This window comes from Falsiroseomonas sp. E2-1-a4 (assembly GCF_051433165.1).
GTDB lineage: Bacteria > Pseudomonadota > Alphaproteobacteria > Acetobacterales > Acetobacteraceae > Falsiroseomonas.
The window spans coordinates 97,364-113,010 of sequence record NZ_JBHMFS010000014.1 but is presented as its reverse complement, the minus strand read 5'-3'; the positions used below and the strand labels follow the sequence as shown (position 1 = coordinate 113,010).

The following is a 15,647-nucleotide window of genomic DNA, read 5'->3' as shown; positions in this document are numbered from 1 at the left end:
TTCAGCCCCGCAGCGCCCGCCCCAGCGCCAGGCTGGCCGGCAGCGCCAGCAGGCACAGCACCGCCATGGCCCAGAACCCCGCCCCGCCCACCGCGGCATAAAGCGGCCCACAGGCCAGGGCCAGCAGCCCCATCCACAGCCCGACCCCCAGCGCCGCATGCAGCGTCTGCGCCGTGCCGGCCTCGGCGGGCGGCACCACCCGGGCCAGCACCGCCATGGTCGCCAAATGCTGCATGCCGAAGGTCGCCGCGTGCAGTATCTGCGCCGGCACCAGCAGCCAGGGATCGACCGTCAGCGCCGTCACGCCCCAGCGCAGCACCCCGGCCCCGGCCGCGACCAGCGACAGGCCGACCGGCCCGAGCCGCGTCACAAGCCCCCGCCCCCACAGGAACAGCGCCACCTCCGCCAGCACGCCAACCGCCCACAGCCCGCCGATCAGCCCGGCGCCCAGCCCCGCCGCCTGCCAATGCAGCGTGCCGAAGCCGTAATACAGCGCATGGCTGCCCTGGATCAGCGCCGAGACCAGCATCAGCCGCCGCACCGCCGGAATCCGCAGCGGCGCCAGGAACCCCGCCCAGCCGCGCGCCACCGCCCGCCCGGCGCGCGGCGCCCGGCCGGGCAAGGCGAGCGCGGCCAGCGATGTCGCGGCCAGCCCGGCCACCAGCAGCCAGGCCGCCGCCTGGATGCCGGCCAGCGCCACCGCCTGCCCCACCACGATCGCCGCCAGCATGAAGGCAATGCTGCCCGCCGCCCGCACGCGCGCGTAATCGAAGCCACCCGGGGCGCGGGAGGCTGCGAGCGCCAGCGCATCGGTCAGCGGCACCACCGGGGCGAAGGCGGCGCTGTGCAGCGCCATTACCAGCAGCAGCAGCCCGAAGCCGGCCGGCACCAGGAAGCCGCAGGCCGCCAGCGCCGCGAGCGCGGACCCTGCCACCAGCAGCACCCGTGCATCGCCCAGCGCATCCGCCAGCCGGCCTCCCGCCGGCCCCGCCACCAGCCTTACGCCGGCCGCCACCGCCAGCAGCACCCCCACTTCGGCCGGGGACATGCCCTGCGCGGACAGGATGGCCGGCAGGAAGGGCAAGGTGATGCCCACCACAACGAATTGTGCGCTGTAGAGCAGGACAAAGCGGGTGGCGGGATTCACCGGCGCAAGCTGACCGCTGCTGCCGTCGCTGCCAAGGGGCCGCCAAGACGCCAACCGCATCCATCGTCATGACCGCCGCGATGGGGATCGGTCTGCTGGTGGGCTGGCGCCCGGGCTGGGTCAGCCCACCAGCATCCTCTCCCTCACCGGCGCCCCCTCTGGCACCCCCTCTGGCACCCCCTCTGGCACCCCCTCTGGCGCCCCCTCCGGCGCGCGCGGCGCATCGAGCTGGGTCACCCCCTGGGCGAGGCGGGCCAAGGCGGCGCTGGCCCGGTCCGTCGCGTCGCGGATCACCACCACCTGCTCGGCGAGCTGCCGCGCCCCCTCTGCCACCTGCCGGCGGCCGGCCTCGCCCCTGCGGAGCGCCAGGCTGGCTTCAAGCCCGCGGGCGGCGGCGGTGGCGGCGATGCGCTCGATCTCGCCGGAGGCGGCCAGCATGCGGTCGCCCGCTTCCTCCATCGTCATCGAATCGAGGCAGGTCTCCTGCCGGGTGGCCAGGGCGGCCAGCCGGAAGCGTTCGAGGGCGCGGGCCAAGGCGCCGGCCTCATCATCGCGGCAGGTGCCCGGCACCGTGATGTCCAGATCTCCTTCCGCCATGCCGGCGGCGGCCGCGCGCAGCGCCCGGAACGGCGCCAGCAGCAGGCGTTCCAGCAGCAGCGCGGCGATGCCGGCCAGCAGTGTGGCGGCCGCCAGCATCACCGCCAGCGCGATCAGCGCCACATGGCCGGGGTCGGCCAGGGTCTCGGACAGGGCCTCGCTGGCCGGCTCGGGCCGAAGGGCGGCGGCGGGCGTCGGGCGCGCAGGGTTGAATTGCGCCGCACGTTCGCGCAGCCGGGACAGATCCACCCGCCCCTCCGGCGCCACCAGACGCTGCCAGGTGCCCAGGTCGCGCTCCAGCACGCCCAGGGCGCGGCTCAGCCCGCTCAGGGTGGCTGGCTCGGGCGTGCGTGCCGCCAGCAGGGACAGTGCCTCCGCCGCCGTGGGCGGGGCGCGGTCCGGCGCCTCCATCCGCGGCAGCAGCAGCACGACCGCAAGGCACAAGGCAATCAGCCCGGCCAGCCCGCCGAGCCAGGCGAGGCGGCCCGGGCCGGTGGCGGCATGCGACTCCGGAAGGGCGTCGGCGCGCGGCTGGATTCGACCCAGCCCGTGGCGGAACGTGGCGGACATGCTGGGCCTCCTGCCCGGGCGTGGCCACCGGGGGACGGGCCACGTGGGGCAGGCTGACCCAGGAAGATTGACGCTTCGTTGCCTGAACCAGGATGCCTCCCGCAGCCCGTCGCAACACTCCCCAGCGGCCCGCCGCGACACTCCTACGCGGCCCGCCGCGACACTCTCACGCGGCCCGCCGAGACACTCTCACGCGGCCCGCCGCGACACTCTCACGCGGCCCGCCGCGACACTCTCACGCGGCCCGCCGAGACACTCTCACGCGGCCCGCCGAGACACTCTCACGCGGCCCGCCGCGATGCATTCCGCGGCCTGCCGCGATGCCTTCCGCGCCCACCCGCAGTTGCCAAGGGCGCAGAGGCGTGCCACGCAACCGCTGCCCCCACGGACCATGCCCAATACCCAATATGTCCGACCATCACATGTCCCATGGCCAGATGTTTGCCCCGCGCGTTCGCGCGGTGCTCGGCCCGACCAACACCGGCAAGACCCATCTGGCGATCACTCGCCTGCTGGCGCATGCCTCCGGCATCATCGGCTTCCCGCTGCGCCTGCTGGCGCGCGAGAATTACGACCGCATGGTCGCCGCGAAGGGGGAGAAGTACGTCGCGCTGATCACCGGGGAGGAAAAGATCGTCCCCCCCGAGGCGCGCTGGTTCGCCTGCACGGTGGAGGCCATGCCGCTGGACCGCCGCGCCGAATTCGTCGCCGTGGATGAAATCCAGCTCTGCGCCGATGCCGATCGGGGCCACATCTTCACCGACCGGCTGCTGCATGCGCGCGGCATGGTGGAAACCATGTTCCTCGGCGCGGAAACCATCCGCCCGCTGCTGCAGCGCCTGGTGCCCCAGGCCGAGATCGAGACGCGCCCGCGCCTGTCACAACTGACCCATTCGGGTCCGGCCAAATTGACGAAACTGCCGCCGCGCAGCGCCGTGGTCGCCTTCAGCGCGGCCGAGGTCTATGCGATTGCGGAGGCGATCCGCCGTCGCCGCGGCGGTTGCGCCGTGGTGATGGGGCGGATGTCGCCGCGCACCCGCAACGCCCAGGTGGCGCTGTATCAGAACCGCGAAGTGGATTTCCTGGTCGCAACCGATGCCATCGGCATGGGTCTGAACATGGATGTGGACCACATCGCCTTCGCCGACCTCCAAAAGTTCGATGGCCACCAGATTCGCGCCTTGAACGCGCAGGAAGCCGCCCAGATCGCCGGCCGCGCCGGCCGCGGCATGCGCGACGGCACCTTCGGCACCACCGCGGAATGCCCACCCCTGCCGGAGGAACTGGCCCGCCAGATCGAGGGCCATGTCTTCGAGCCCCTGGCCCAGATCGCCTGGCGCAATTCGGACCTGGATTTCGCCAGCATCGACGGGCTGCTGGACAGCCTCGCCACATCGCCGCCCACCCCTGGCCTCGCCAAGGGCAATGATGCGGTGGACCACATCACCCTGAACGCGCTGTCCCGCGAGCAGGAGATCCGCCAGCTCGGCCAGGGCCGCGCCCGCGTGCGGCTGCTTTGGGAAGCCTGCCAGGTGCCGGATTTCCGCAAGATCGCGGATGACAGCCACACCCGGCTCTGCGCCAAGATCTTCGGGCATCTCGCGACCGATGGCAGGCTGCCCAGCGACTGGGTCGCCGGCAACATCGCGTCGCTCGGCAATGTCGAGGGTGACCTCGATACGCTGATGGCCCGCCTGGCCAATATCCGTATCTGGTCTTACATCGCCGCCCGCGCCGACTGGATTGCGGATGCCGCGACGCAGCAGGCGGAAGCGCGCAAGGCGGAGGAAGCGGTTTCCGACGCGCTGCATGAACGCCTGATCGCCCGCTTCGTCGACCGCCGCGCCGCGCACCTGATCCGCCGCCTGGACGATACGGAGGAGACGCTGCTCTCCGCCGTGACGCGCCAGGGCGATGTGGTGGTCGAGGGCCATACGGTCGGCAAGGTTACCGGCTTCCACTTCCAGCCGGACCCCGAGGCGACCAAGGAAGAAGAAAAGCGCCTGGTCCTTCGCGCCGCCCGCCGTGCGCTGCGTGAGGAAATTCCGCGCCGCCTGGCCAGCCTGGAAGTTGCCAAGGACGAGGCCTTCCGCCTGACCCCGCAGCACCGCGTGATGTGGGACGAGGCGGAGATCGCCCGGCTGCGGCCGGGGCCGGAACCGTTGAAGCCGCATGTGGACGTGATTGCCACCGAATTCCTGGACAATGCCCAGCGCGAGCGGGTGCGCGTGCGCCTGGCCACCTGGCTGGAATCGCTGGTGAAGCGCGAATTGGGCGGGCTGGAAGCCATCGAGGCCAAGGCCGCCGAGGACAACACCCTGCGTGGCCCGGCCTTCCGGCTGCGCGAAGCCATGGGCCTCGCCCCCGGTGCGACCGAGCGGGAAATTCCCGCGGATTTGCGGGCACGGCTGAAGGCCATCGGCATCCGCGCCGGCCGCTACGCCATGTATCTGCCGGATGTGCTCAAGCCCCGCGCCATGGGGCTGCGTGCGCAGCTCTGGGCGCTGCGCCGCAACATCCCGACGCCACTGCTGCCCAACCCCGGCCTGGTCTCCGTGACCTTGCCGGAGCCGGGCGCGGAGGAAGCGGCGGTTGACCCCAACACGCCGCGCGGGCCGGATGGCTGGCCGCAGGGCTTCGCCATCATGGCGGGCTGGCTGCCGGCCGGACGCGTGCTGCTGCGGCTCGACGTGGCGGAACGCATTGCCGGCGAACTGGGCTACCTGACACGGCGTGCCCCGGCACCGGTGCCGGAAGGCCTGGCGTCGCGCCTCGGCGTGAAGGGTGACACGCTGCCGATGGCGCTGGAGGCGATGGGCTTCCGGCTGATGCCCTCCCCGCCGCTGGAGGAGGGTGAATTCGGCCCGCCGCTGCCCGCCCGCATCAGCATGGTGCGCGCCGATCGCGGCGCCAGCCCGCGCGGCCCGCGCCGCGATGGCCGGCCGGAGCGGAACGAGGCCCGAGGTGACCAACCGAGGGGCGACCAGCCGCGCGGTGAACGCGGCGCGCCGCGTGGCCCGCGGCCGGAGCGTGCGCCCCGCCCGGAAGGCCCGCGCCCGGTCTATTTCGGCCCGCCCATCCCGCCCGAGCTGCGTCCGGCCCGGCCGGATGGCCCGCGCCGCGATGGCCCGCGCCGCGATGCCCCGCGGCGGGAGCGTGTGGATCATGGCCCGCGCCGCGACTGGCGCGTGGATGGCCTGCCGCCGGGCGTCTCGCCGCCGCCGGAGGTGGCGGCCGACGCACCGCGCCAGGATCGCCCCCGCCACGAAGGACCACGTCCTGAAGGCCCGCGCCGCGGCCCGCCGCGCGGCCCGAATGACCGCCCGCGCAGCGATGCGCCGCGGCCGGAGGGTGCGCCGCAGGAAGCCCGACGTGACGATCGTGCGCCACGCCCCAATCGAAGCGCCGATCGTGGTCCGGGCGGTGGGGACCGTTACCCGCGCCAGGATCGCGACCGCGATCGCGGCGGGGATCGCGGTGGCGACCGCAGCGCTCCGCGCGAATGGTCCTCCGGCCCCAAGCCGGATTCGCCCTTCGCCGTGCTGGCGCAGTTGAAGCTCCGCAAGGACTGACGCATGGCGGAGGCGGAGGCCGCCTGGCAGCGGCTCGACCTCTGGCTCTGGTGCGCGCGCACGGCCAAGACGCGGACGGAATGCGCCCGGCAGGTTTCGGCCGGGCGCGTCCGCATCAACAGCCAGCGGACCGACAAGCCGCATTTCAAGCTCCGGCCCGGTGATGTGCTGACCTTCGGCATGGGCAGCGATGTGCGTGTCTGGCGGGTGCTGGCGCTCGCCTCCCGCCGCGGGCCGGCGAGTGAGGCACGCGGGCTGTATGAGGACCTTTCGGACCCCACACCCCCCGCGGATCCGTGATGTTGCGGTGCGGGTGCTTGCCTTGTGCGGGATGCTGGGCCATTTCAGCCGTGCCGCAGCCCTGCCGGGACGCGGCGGTGGGACCGCCAATGGGCGCGGCCCCGCATCTCCGCCGGAGGCGCAGTTGACCTACGTCGTCACCGAGAACTGCATCAAGTGCAAATACATGGATTGCGTGGAAGTCTGTCCGGTGGACTGCTTCTACGTGGGCGAGAACATGCTGGTCATCCATCCGGATGAATGCATCGACTGTGGCGTCTGCGAGCCGGAATGTCCCGCCGAGGCCATCCTGCCCGACAGCGACGACAAGGCGACGCCCTGGGTGGAGCTGAACCGCACCTACGCCACCCAATGGCCGAACATCACCCGCAAGGGCGAAGCGCCGGGCGATGCGGATGAGTGGAAGGACAAGCCGGGCAAGAAGGAGCTTTTCGACCCGGCCCCCGGCAAGGCCTGAGCCACCCCACCCGAATCGCACCAGATTCCGCCCGGGGTGGAAATCGGCGCCGGTTTGTATTATATTATCAATGGGATCGGGAAACCCCTGGCAGAACGCGCAGGTTTCCCACCCATCGGGTCCATGACATGCCCAAGACCGGGCCGCCCCAGCCAATGGCACGGGGCCGGCTTCGGTACGGGATGCAGAATCGGGTCGCCACATGAAGCAAACCGCCCAGGCGAAAACCGGCGATACATCTGCGAAGACGGACTCGGAAAAGCCTGACGCGGAGCGTCCGGTCCCCAGCGCGGAGCGCTCGCCAAAGGACGCCGTGAAGGTCGAAAAGGCGCCGGTGAAGTTCGGCACGCCGCAAACGCCGCCGCGCCAGGACAGCCCCCCGCCGCCGCACCGCCCGCCGCCGCGCCCTGGCTCCACCCCCGCAAATGGGCCGCGCCCGTCCATGTTCTCCCAGCGCGGCGGGCCGCGCACGGTGGAGGATCCGGAGGATGGCACGCCGCTGCCGCCGCCGCGCCCGAAGGGCCCCCCCCCCGAATTCAAGCCGGGCGATCATGTGGTCTATCCGACCCATGGCGTCGGCCAGGTGCAGGGCATCGAGGACATGCCGGTGGCTGGCATGTCCCTGAAGGTGATCATCGTCACGTTCGAGGAAAACCGCATGACCCTGCGGGTGCCAGTGAACAAGGCCGCCTCCTCCGGCCTGCGCAAGCTGGCCACGGACGATCACATGGCGGAGGCGCTGGAAGTGCTGCGCGGCCGCGCGCGGATCAAGCGCACCATGTGGTCTCGCCGCGCCCAGGAATATGAGGCGAAGATCAACTCCGGCGATCCGCTGGCCATCGCAGAAGTGGTGCGCGACCTGCACCGCAATGCCGGCCAGCCGGACCAGTCCTTCTCCGAACGGCAGATCTACGAACAGGCGCTGGACCGCCTGGCCGCCGAACTCGCCGCCATCGACCGCACCGACAAGGCCGCCGCCTCCGAAAAGCTGCTGACCTTCCTGAAGGCGGCCTGAGCGGAGACTGTACGGATGGCCACCGCCACGGCCCACCGCCTGACGCCGCATCTCCGGCGGCTGGAGGCGGAGGCGATCGGGATTCTGCGCGAGACCGCGGCCAGCTTCCGCAACCCGGTGTTGCTGTACTCCATCGGCAAGGACAGCTCGGTGGTGTTGCAGCTGGCGATGAAGGCCTTCGCCCCGGGCAAGCCGCCTTTCCGCCTGCTGCACATCGCAACGGGCTGGGATTTCAAGGCGATGCTGGAGTTCCGGGACCGACGCATGGCCGAGCTCGGGCTGGAGTGCATCGTCCATACCAACCCGGACGGGTTGGCGCGCGGCATCGGCCCCCTCACCCACGGCTCGCAGCTTCATATGTCCGTCATGGGCACGGAGGCGCTGAAACAGGCGCTGGATTCGCACGGCTTCGATACAGCCATCGGCGGCGCCCGACGGGATGAGGAAAAGGCCCGCGCCAAGGAACGCGTATTCTCCTTCCGCGCCCCCGGCCATGTCTGGGACCCGCGCGGCCAGCGGCCGGAACTGTGGGGCCTCTACAACACCCGCATGAACCCCGGTGAGGGCATGCGCGTCTTCCCGCTGTCCAACTGGACCGAATTCGATGTCTGGGACTATATCGCGGCCGAATCCATCCCAGTGGTGCCGCTATACTTCGCCGCCCCGCGCCCGGTGGTCCGCCGCAGCGGCGCGCTGATCATGCGCGACGACCCCCGCATGCCGATCGAGCCCGGCGAGCAGGAGGAAACCCTCTGGGTCCGCTTCCGCACCATGGGCGACTGGCCGCTGACCGGCGCCCATGAAAGCCGCGCCGAAACCCTGGACCAGGTGCTGGCCGAAATCCGCGACAGCCGCACCAGCGAACGCCAGGGCCGCCTGATCGACACCGACCAGGACGCCTCCATGGAACGCAAAAAACGCGAAGGGTATTTTTAGGACGCTGCCGCGGGCGGGTGGTGAAGCGGGGCGCCTGGGCGGCGTGGGATCGGCCAGCTTTCAGCTCAGTTCGTACTCCACCTCCGGCACGTAATGCGCCGCTTCCTTGCCAAGATACGACGAGAACAGCACGAAATTGTCGATCGGCACCGGCGGCGACCGGAACAGGCTGTGCGCGTGGATGAAGCCGATCAGCCTGTGCGTCTCCGCTTTGTCGGTCCGCGCCAGCGTCACATGCGGGGCGAAGCGGCGGCGGTCCGGCTCCAGCCCGACGCGCTGCAACGCCGTCTCCACCTTGGCTTGCAGCCGGGTCAGCGCCTCGCTGCGTTCCGCCGTGATGTGGATGGACTGGATGCGACCGCCCTTCTCGAAGGTGCCGATCCCGGCCAGGGCCAGGTCGAAGCGTGGCGCGCGGATGGCGGCGAGCGCTGCATCCACCTCCTCCGCCTGCCAGCTCTCGATCTCGCCGATGAAGCGGAGCGTCAGATGGTAGTTCTCCGGCGGCACCCAGCGGGCGCCGGGGATGCCGCCGGCCAGGGCGGCAAGCTGGGCCTTCACCGCATCGGGCAAGGCCAGGGCAACGAACAGGCGAACCATGGGCGTGCGCTCCGCGACTCCGGGGCAAACTTACCCTGCGGGAGAATTGGCCGCGCGGTCCAGTAGCGTTTCGATGGCAGGCAGCATCCGCTCCGCCAGGATCTGCGCGCCGCGCGTGTTGGGGTGGATGCGATCCGCCTGGTTCAGCGCCGGCTCGCCGGCCACACCTTCCAGCAGGAAGGGGTAGAACACGATTGCGGGCCGCGCCTCGGCCAGTTCGGAAAACACCGCCGCGAATTCCCGGCCATACTCCGCGCCGAGATTGGGCGGCGCGATCATGCCGGCCAGCAGGGTCGGGATGTTCCGCGCCGCCAGCCCATCCAGGATCGCGGTCAAATTGGTCCGCATCTGCGCGGGCGTCAGGCCGCGCAGCCCGTCATTGCCGCCGAGCGCCACGATCGCCGCATCCGGCCGATCCGCCAGCGCCCATTCCAACCGGGCGCGGCCGCCCGCGGTGGTGTCGCCGGACACGCCGGCATCCAGCAGCCGCACATTCCGGCCCTTCTGCCGCAGCAGCGCCTCGATCCGCGCCGGCGGGCCTTCGCCGCGCGCCAGGCCGTAGCCGGCGGTGATGGAGTCGCCCAGCATCAGCAGGCGAAGCTGCCGGCCTTGCGCGCGTGCGCCCCGCGTTCCGGCCAGCAATACTCCGATACCGAGCGCCGCCTTTTGCAGCGCAGCACGCCGCCCATATGACGTGACACCGCTGTAACAGGATTTTTCGCCCGTGATCCCACCCGCATCACCGCTGATCGCCGCCACCGGCCTGGTCTTCACCGCCAAGGCGGCCTCGGGCCCGGTGCATGTGCTGCGCGGGGTGGACCTCTCGGTTGCGGCCGGGGAGGCGGTGGGCATCGTGGGGCCTTCGGGCTCGGGCAAGACGTCGCTCCTCATGCTGCTGGCGGGCCTCGAGACGCCGAGTGCGGGGCGCCTTACCGTGGCGGGGCGGGATATGGGGGCGCTGGACGAGGATGCGCTGGCCCGGTTCCGTCGGGACGAGGTGGGGATCGTCTTCCAGGCTTTCCACCTGATCCCGACTATGACGGCGCTGGAGAATGTCGCCATGCCGCTGGAATTCGCCGGAAGGCGGGATGCCTTCGACAAGGCGGCGGCGGCGCTGAAGGATGTCGGCCTCGGCCACCGGCTGGAGCATTACCCAGGCCAGATGTCGGGCGGTGAGCAGCAGCGCGTGGCACTGGCCCGCGCCGTGGTGGCCGAACCCCGCCTGATCCTGGCCGATGAGCCGACCGGAAACCTGGACCGCGCCACCGGCACGGTGGTGATGGATTTGCTGTTCGGCCTGCGCGCCCGGCTTGGCACCACGTTGCTGCTCATCACCCATGACCCGGCCCTGGCGGATCGTTGTGAACGGCAGGTGCGGATGGAGGATGGGCGCATCGTCTCCGACACCGCCGGCCTCAAGCTGGCGGCGGAATAAGCGCCATGATGCAGCATCTGGTGCTCGGCGCGCGGCTGGCGCGGCGGGAATTGCGCGGCGGCGTGCGGCAGTTGCGGCTGGTGCTGGCCTGCCTGGCGCTGGGCGTGGCCAGCATCGCCGCCGTCGGCACGCTGCAAAGCGCCACCAAGGCGGGGCTGCTGGCCGATGGCGCCAGGCTGCTCGGCGGCGATGTCGAGGTGCGGGTGAACTACCAGCCGCTGCCCGATGCGGCGCTGGACTGGGCCCGCCAACGCGGTGCCACCACCTCCGAGATCATCGAGATGCGCGCCATGGCCGTCGCGCCATCCGGCGAACGCGCCTTGGTGGAGCTGAAATCCGTCGATGCCGCCTATCCGCTGTATGGCGAGCTGCGGCTCGACCCGCCGGAGGCGACGCTGGCCGCCACCGATGGCCGCTACCGCGTGGCGCTGGAGGCCTCGGTGGTGGAACGCCTGGGCGTCACGCCGGGCGACATGATCCGCATCGGCGAGGCCAGCCTGGTCTTCGCCGGCACCATCGCGCAGGAGCCGGACCGGGTCGCGAGCCCGGCCGTGCTCGGCCCGCGCGCCCTGGTCCTGGCCGCCGCCCTGCCCTCCACCGCGCTGATCCAGCCGGGCAGCCTGGTGTCCTACGACACGCGGCTGCGACTGCCGGAAGGCACGGATGTGCGCGCCTTCGCCACGCAATTCCGGGACGCGGTGGGCGATGGCGGCTGGCGCGTGCGCACGGCGGACCAGGCGGAGCCGGGGGTGAACCGCTTCCTCGATCGCGCCACCGCCTTCCTGGTGCTGGCCGGCTTCACCGCGCTGCTGGTCGGCGGCATCGGGGTGGCCACCGGTGTGCGCGCCTGGCTGGAGGCGCGCGGCCGCACCATTGCCACGCTGCGCTGCCTTGGCGCGCCTTCGGGCACCATCCTGGCCACCTATCTGATCCAGGTTGTGGTGCTGGCGCTGATCGGCATTTCCATCGGGCTGGTCGCGGGGTTCGCACTGACCTGGCTCGGCGCGCAGGCGCTGGCCGGCGCGCTGCCGGTGCCGCCACGCTTCGGCATCTATTGGGCGCCGCTGGGGCTGGCCGCGCTGTATGGGCTGCTCACGGCGCTGACTTTTTCCCTATGGCCGCTTGGGCGGGCACAGCGGATTCCGGGGGCCGCGCTGTTCCGGGACCTGGTGACCGCCAATCCCGGCTGGCCCTCCCGCGGCATCCTGCTGGCGAATGCGGCCACCGCGCTGGCGCTGGTGGCGCTGGTGGTGGGCACGGCGGAACAGCCGCGCTTCGCCCTCGGCTTCTGTGCCGGCGCGGCGCTGACCCTGCTGCTGTTCCGGCTGGGGGCCAGCGGCCTGATGAGGCTGGCCCGCAGCCTGCGCGGCATCCGCCGGCCCACCTTGCGGCTGGGCCTGGCCAATCTGTACCGCCCGGGGGCGCCGACGCCGACCATGCTGGTGGCGCTCGGCATCGGCCTGACCACACTCGCCGCCATCGCCACCATCGAGGGCAATCTGCGCCGCCAGCTTTCGGACCAAATGCCGAATGCGGCGCCGAGCTTCTTCTTCATCGACATCCAGAACGACCAGTCGGACCGCTTCAACGCCCTGGCCGCCGCGCAGCCCGGCGTCTCCGAGGTGCGTTCCGTGCCCTCGCTCCGCGCCCGCATCGTCGCGGTGGATGGCACGCCGTCCGAGCAGGTGCAGGCCACCGAGGACACGCGCTGGGCGCTGCGCGGCGATCGCGGCCTGACCTATGCGGCGACGCCGCCGGACGGCACGCGACTGGTGGATGGGCAGTGGTGGGCGGCGGATTACAGCGGCCCGCCGCTGGTGTCCTTCGATGCCAACCTCGCCCGCGGCTGGGGCATGGGGGTGGGGTCCACCGTCACCGTCAATGTGCTGGGCCGCGACATCGATCTGCGGGTCGCCTCGCTGCGGGAAATCCAGTGGCGGGGCCTTGGCATCAACTACGTCATGGTCGCCTCCCCCGGCCTGCTGGCCTCGGCGCCGCACACGCATATCGCCACCGTCCGCAGCAGCGAACAGGTCGAGCCTGCGGTGCTGCGGGTGCTGACCGATGCCTTCCCCAACATCTCCGGCATTCGGGTGCGGGATGCGTTGGAGGCGGTGGCCGGGCTGCTGACGCGGGTGGGGGTGGCGCTGCAGGCGACCGCCTCCGTCACGCTGCTGGCAGGAATGCTGGTGCTCGCCGGGGCGGTCGCCGCCGGGCAAGGGGCGCGGGTGCGGGATGCGGTGGTGCTGAAGACCATCGGCGCGACCCGCTCGCAGATCCGCGGCGCCTGGCTGGTTGAATTCGGCCTGCTGGGGCTGGTGGCGGGGCTGCTGGCTGCCGCCGCCGGGTCTGCGGCAAGTTGGGCCGTGGTGCGCTACGTGATGGGCGCGGACTGGATCTTCCTGCCCGGAACCCTGGCGCTCACCGTGCTGGGCTGCGTGCTGCTGACGCTGGCGCTCGGCTATATCGGCACCGCGCTGGCGCTGCGCGTCCGGCCCGCGCCTCTGTTGCGGAACGAGTAGCGCCGGGCTTGGATGGGCGGCATGGAAACCGACCTGCCGCCCCCCGACCTGTTGCCGGAAGATGCCGACCACCTCCGCCACGCCTTCCGCCTGGCGGGCGAGGCCCGCGCCCGAGGTGACCGCCCCTTCTCCGCCGTGATCGTGGCGGAGGATGGCACCATCCTGGCAGAGGGCCTGTCCACCCAGGGCAGCGGCGGCGGCGGGACGCTGGCGCATAGCGAGATGAATGCCTGCCAGGCGGTGATCGCCGCCGGCGTGCCGCGCCGCCGGCTGCGGCGGGCCACCATCTATTCCTCCGGCGAGCCCTGCGCGATGTGCGCGGCGGCGATCTTCTACACCGGCATCGGCCGGGTGGTGTACGGCCTGTCCGCGGCGGCGATCCTCCACCTCCGCAACGCCCAGCCGCACACGGCGGGGCTGGCCCTGTCCTGCCGCGCGGTGCTCGATTCGGCGGCGGAGGCGGTCGAGGTGGTGGGTCCGGCGCTGGAATCGGAGGGTGCGGTGCCGCACCAGGGCTATTGGATCGAGGGCGCCGCATGAATCCCCGCGCTTTCGCGTGAATCTTGCGCGTCGAGACCACGCCCCCGTTGATAAGGATTACAGAAGTTCCATATGATGAGGTGTGTGCGGGCGGCCCCTAACCATCGCCTGCGAGGAGATTTCCTGACCATGGCTCTCGGTCCCGACAACCGCTTCCGGACGGGCGCGTCGGCCTGGACCCAGCCCATTGGGCGGTCCGCGGGCGTGGACGCCGCTGCGCTCGATGCAGGCCTGCGCGCCTACATGCTGCGGGTCTACAACTGGATGGCCTCCGGCCTCGCGCTGACCGGCATCGTCGCCTATCTCATCGCCTCCAACCCGGATATCGCCAGCCTGTTCTATGAGGTGGTCCGCACGCCGCGCGGCAACGCGACGGCGCCGACCATCCTGGGCTGGGCCGCGATGTTCGCGCCGCTGGCCTTCATCCTGGTGTTGAGCTTCGGCATCAACCGGATGAGCAAGACTGGCGCGCAGGCGCTGTTCTGGGCCTTCTGCGCCGTGATGGGCGCGTCGATGTCCAACATCTTCGCGATCTACACCGGCGCCTCCATCGCCAGCACCTTCTTCATCACGTCCGGCATGTTCGCCGCGGTCAGCCTGTACGGCTACACCACCAAGGCCGACCTGACGAAGCTGGGCAGCTTCATGATGATGGGCCTGATCGGCATCATCATCGCGATGCTGGTGAACATGTTCCTGCAGAGCTCCGCCCTGCAATTCGCCATCAGCATCATCGGCGTGGTGGTCTTCGTCGGCCTCACCGCCTACGACACGCAACGGATCAAGGCGGACTATATTCAGCACGCCTATGCCGAGGGTTCGGACGAGGCCGGCAAGCGCAGCGTCTTCGATGCGCTCGGCCTGTACCTGAACTTCGTCAACCTGTTCCAGCTGCTGCTCCAGTTCATGGGCGTGCGCCAGAACAGCGACTGACGCGATCCGACGCGGCCTGATACGGCGCGGCGCGCAATCCCACGGGGGTTGCGCGCCGCTTTCGTTTTCGGGGGTGGTGGTGGTATGGCCAGGATGTGCGTATTCGCCCCGCCTTCACCCGGCTGCTGGTTGTGCTGCTGCTGCTGCAGTGGGGCACCGCCTTCGGCCATTGCCTGAAGCTGGCCGCGCCCTCGGGCGGCGTGCTGCACATGGAGATCTGCACGCCCGACGGGATGCGGAGCATCCCCCTGGCGCTGGAGCAGGACGAACAGGCGCCGCAGGATCACGCCGCCGGCATGTTCTGCCCGCTCTGCGGTGGCGCCAGCGGCGCGGCCCTGCCGCCACCACCGGTCGCGCTGGTGCCGCCGCTGCTGCTGGTGCAGACCGCGCCTCTGCCACCGCCGAGCACGCCCAACCCGGCGCCCCCGCCGCGCTGCCAGCCGCCGCCGAGGGCGCCGCCCACCTCCTGAAGCCACCGGATGACCCTCCATGGATTCAGGAATGCACACATGTTCAAGACCACATTGGCCACGCTGGCGCTTGCCGGCGCGGCCCTCATGCCGCTGCCTGCGGCCGCCCATGTCACGCTGGAAGTCCAGCAGGCCGCGGCCAACACCACCTACCGCGCCACCTTCCGCATCCCGCATGGCTGTGACGGCGCCCCCACCATCCGCGTCACCGTCCGGGTGCCGGAGGGTATGACGGTGGCGCAGCCCATGCCGAAGCCTGGCTGGACGCTGCGGACGGTCGCCCGCGGCGAGGCTGGCAGGGGCCATGGCGCCGTGGCGCCGCTCTCCGAGATCATCTGGGAAGGCGGCCGGCTGGAGCACGCGCATTACGATGAATTCGTCATCCGCATGCGCCTGCCCAACACCCCGGGCGAGCTGCTCTACATCCCCGTGGTGCAGGATTGCCCGGATGGCAGGCAGGCCGCCTGGACCGAGATTCCGGAACCTGGCCGCCGCATCACGGACTACCGCATGCCCGCCCCCGCCCTGCGCCTGCTGCCGCGCAATTGAGGATCGC

The 15,647-nt window shown here is 71.2% G+C and carries 14 protein-coding genes and 1 pseudogene; 11 read left to right on the top strand and 4 right to left on the bottom strand.

The window, feature by feature from the left end:
- Position 1: 1 nt before the first annotated feature.
- The gene (locus tag ACFHNC_RS16160; protein WP_437170260.1) at positions 2–1,147 is read right to left on the bottom strand and encodes an MFS transporter; all 1,146 of its coding nucleotides are present in this window, start codon (positions 1,145–1,147) and stop codon (positions 2–4) included.
- A gap of 120 nt (positions 1,148–1,267) precedes the next feature.
- On the bottom strand, positions 1,268–2,314 hold the full coding sequence (locus tag ACFHNC_RS16155) for a HAMP domain-containing protein (protein ID WP_437170259.1): 1,047 nt from the start codon (positions 2,312–2,314) through the stop codon (positions 1,268–1,270).
- Between the two features lie 422 nt (positions 2,315–2,736).
- Between ACFHNC_RS16155 and ACFHNC_RS16150 the strand changes: the two are divergent.
- From ACFHNC_RS16150 to cysD, 5 genes and pseudogenes are all read left to right on the top strand, one after another.
- Positions 2,737–5,031 (top strand): annotated as a pseudogene (locus ACFHNC_RS16150) (helicase-related protein); the annotation flags it as partial.
- An 858-nt stretch (positions 5,032–5,889) separates the two neighbouring features.
- The gene (locus ACFHNC_RS16145) at positions 5,890–6,186 is read left to right on the top strand and encodes an RNA-binding S4 domain-containing protein (protein ID WP_437170258.1); all 297 of its coding nucleotides are present in this window, start codon (positions 5,890–5,892) and stop codon (positions 6,184–6,186) included.
- A gap of 124 nt (positions 6,187–6,310) precedes the next feature.
- Positions 6,311–6,643, top strand: a complete 333-nt coding sequence (gene fdxA / locus ACFHNC_RS16140) for a ferredoxin FdxA (RefSeq protein WP_437170257.1) — start codon at positions 6,311–6,313, stop codon at positions 6,641–6,643.
- 313 nt (positions 6,644–6,956) lie between these two features.
- The gene (locus ACFHNC_RS16135; protein ID WP_437170256.1) at positions 6,957–7,658 is read left to right on the top strand and encodes a CarD family transcriptional regulator; all 702 of its coding nucleotides are present in this window, start codon (positions 6,957–6,959) and stop codon (positions 7,656–7,658) included.
- 15 nt (positions 7,659–7,673) lie between these two features.
- A complete protein-coding gene (gene cysD / locus ACFHNC_RS16130) occupies positions 7,674–8,594 on the top strand; it encodes a sulfate adenylyltransferase subunit CysD (RefSeq protein ID WP_437170255.1) in 921 nt (306 codons plus the stop codon).
- 60 nt (positions 8,595–8,654) lie between these two features.
- Here the strand turns inward: cysD and thpR are convergent, their stop codons facing one another.
- Both thpR and ACFHNC_RS16120 read right to left on the bottom strand, forming a co-directional pair.
- Positions 8,655–9,191: an RNA 2',3'-cyclic phosphodiesterase gene (gene thpR, locus ACFHNC_RS16125; protein ID WP_437170254.1), complete on the bottom strand. Its 537-nt coding sequence runs from the start codon at positions 9,189–9,191 to the stop codon at positions 8,655–8,657.
- A 30-nt stretch (positions 9,192–9,221) separates the two neighbouring features.
- Positions 9,222–9,779 (bottom strand): arylesterase, encoded by a 558-nt coding sequence (locus ACFHNC_RS16120; RefSeq protein ID WP_437170253.1) that lies wholly within the window; start codon positions 9,777–9,779, stop codon positions 9,222–9,224.
- Positions 9,780–9,915: 136 nt separating this feature from the next.
- Between ACFHNC_RS16120 and ACFHNC_RS16115 the strand changes: the two genes are divergently transcribed.
- The 6 genes from ACFHNC_RS16115 (at position 9,916) to ACFHNC_RS16090 (ending at position 15,640) form a co-directional block, all read left to right on the top strand.
- Positions 9,916–10,626 (top strand): ABC transporter ATP-binding protein, encoded by a 711-nt coding sequence (locus tag ACFHNC_RS16115; RefSeq protein ID WP_437170252.1) that lies wholly within the window; start codon positions 9,916–9,918, stop codon positions 10,624–10,626.
- A 5-nt stretch (positions 10,627–10,631) separates the two neighbouring features.
- On the top strand, positions 10,632–13,148 hold the full coding sequence (locus ACFHNC_RS16110) for an ABC transporter permease (RefSeq protein ID WP_437170251.1): 2,517 nt from the start codon (positions 10,632–10,634) through the stop codon (positions 13,146–13,148).
- A 21-nt stretch (positions 13,149–13,169) separates the two neighbouring features.
- Positions 13,170–13,688, top strand: a complete 519-nt coding sequence (locus tag ACFHNC_RS16105; protein WP_437170250.1) for a deaminase — start codon at positions 13,170–13,172, stop codon at positions 13,686–13,688.
- 129 nt (positions 13,689–13,817) lie between these two features.
- On the top strand, positions 13,818–14,621 hold the full coding sequence (locus ACFHNC_RS16100; protein WP_437170249.1) for a Bax inhibitor-1/YccA family protein: 804 nt from the start codon (positions 13,818–13,820) through the stop codon (positions 14,619–14,621).
- Between the two features lie 95 nt (positions 14,622–14,716).
- On the top strand, positions 14,717–15,091 hold the full coding sequence (locus ACFHNC_RS16095; RefSeq protein WP_437170248.1) for a DUF2946 family protein: 375 nt from the start codon (positions 14,717–14,719) through the stop codon (positions 15,089–15,091).
- A 39-nt stretch (positions 15,092–15,130) separates the two neighbouring features.
- Positions 15,131–15,640: a YcnI family protein gene (locus ACFHNC_RS16090; RefSeq protein WP_437170247.1), complete on the top strand. Its 510-nt coding sequence runs from the start codon at positions 15,131–15,133 to the stop codon at positions 15,638–15,640.
- The last annotated feature ends 7 nt before the right edge of the window (positions 15,641–15,647 follow it).

Excerpts from the sequence above, each read along its gene's own strand:
- ACFHNC_RS16155 (WP_437170259.1), bottom strand. The coding sequence starts at position 2,314 with ATGTCCGCCACGTTCCGCCACGGGCTGGGTCGAATCCAGCCGCGCGCC.
- ACFHNC_RS16145 (WP_437170258.1), top strand. The coding sequence starts at position 5,890 with ATGGCGGAGGCGGAGGCCGCCTGGCAGCGGCTCGACCTCTGGCTCTGG.
- cysD (WP_437170255.1), top strand. The coding sequence starts at position 7,674 with ATGGCCACCGCCACGGCCCACCGCCTGACGCCGCATCTCCGGCGGCTG.
- thpR (WP_437170254.1), bottom strand. The coding sequence starts at position 9,191 with ATGGTTCGCCTGTTCGTTGCCCTGGCCTTGCCCGATGCGGTGAAGGCC.
- ACFHNC_RS16120 (WP_437170253.1), bottom strand. The coding sequence starts at position 9,779 with ATGCTGGGCGACTCCATCACCGCCGGCTACGGCCTGGCGCGCGGCGAA.
- ACFHNC_RS16110 (WP_437170251.1), top strand. The coding sequence starts at position 10,632 with ATGATGCAGCATCTGGTGCTCGGCGCGCGGCTGGCGCGGCGGGAATTG.
- ACFHNC_RS16105 (WP_437170250.1), top strand. The coding sequence starts at position 13,170 with ATGGAAACCGACCTGCCGCCCCCCGACCTGTTGCCGGAAGATGCCGAC.
- ACFHNC_RS16100 (WP_437170249.1), top strand. The coding sequence starts at position 13,818 with ATGGCTCTCGGTCCCGACAACCGCTTCCGGACGGGCGCGTCGGCCTGG.
- ACFHNC_RS16090 (WP_437170247.1), top strand. The coding sequence starts at position 15,131 with ATGTTCAAGACCACATTGGCCACGCTGGCGCTTGCCGGCGCGGCCCTC.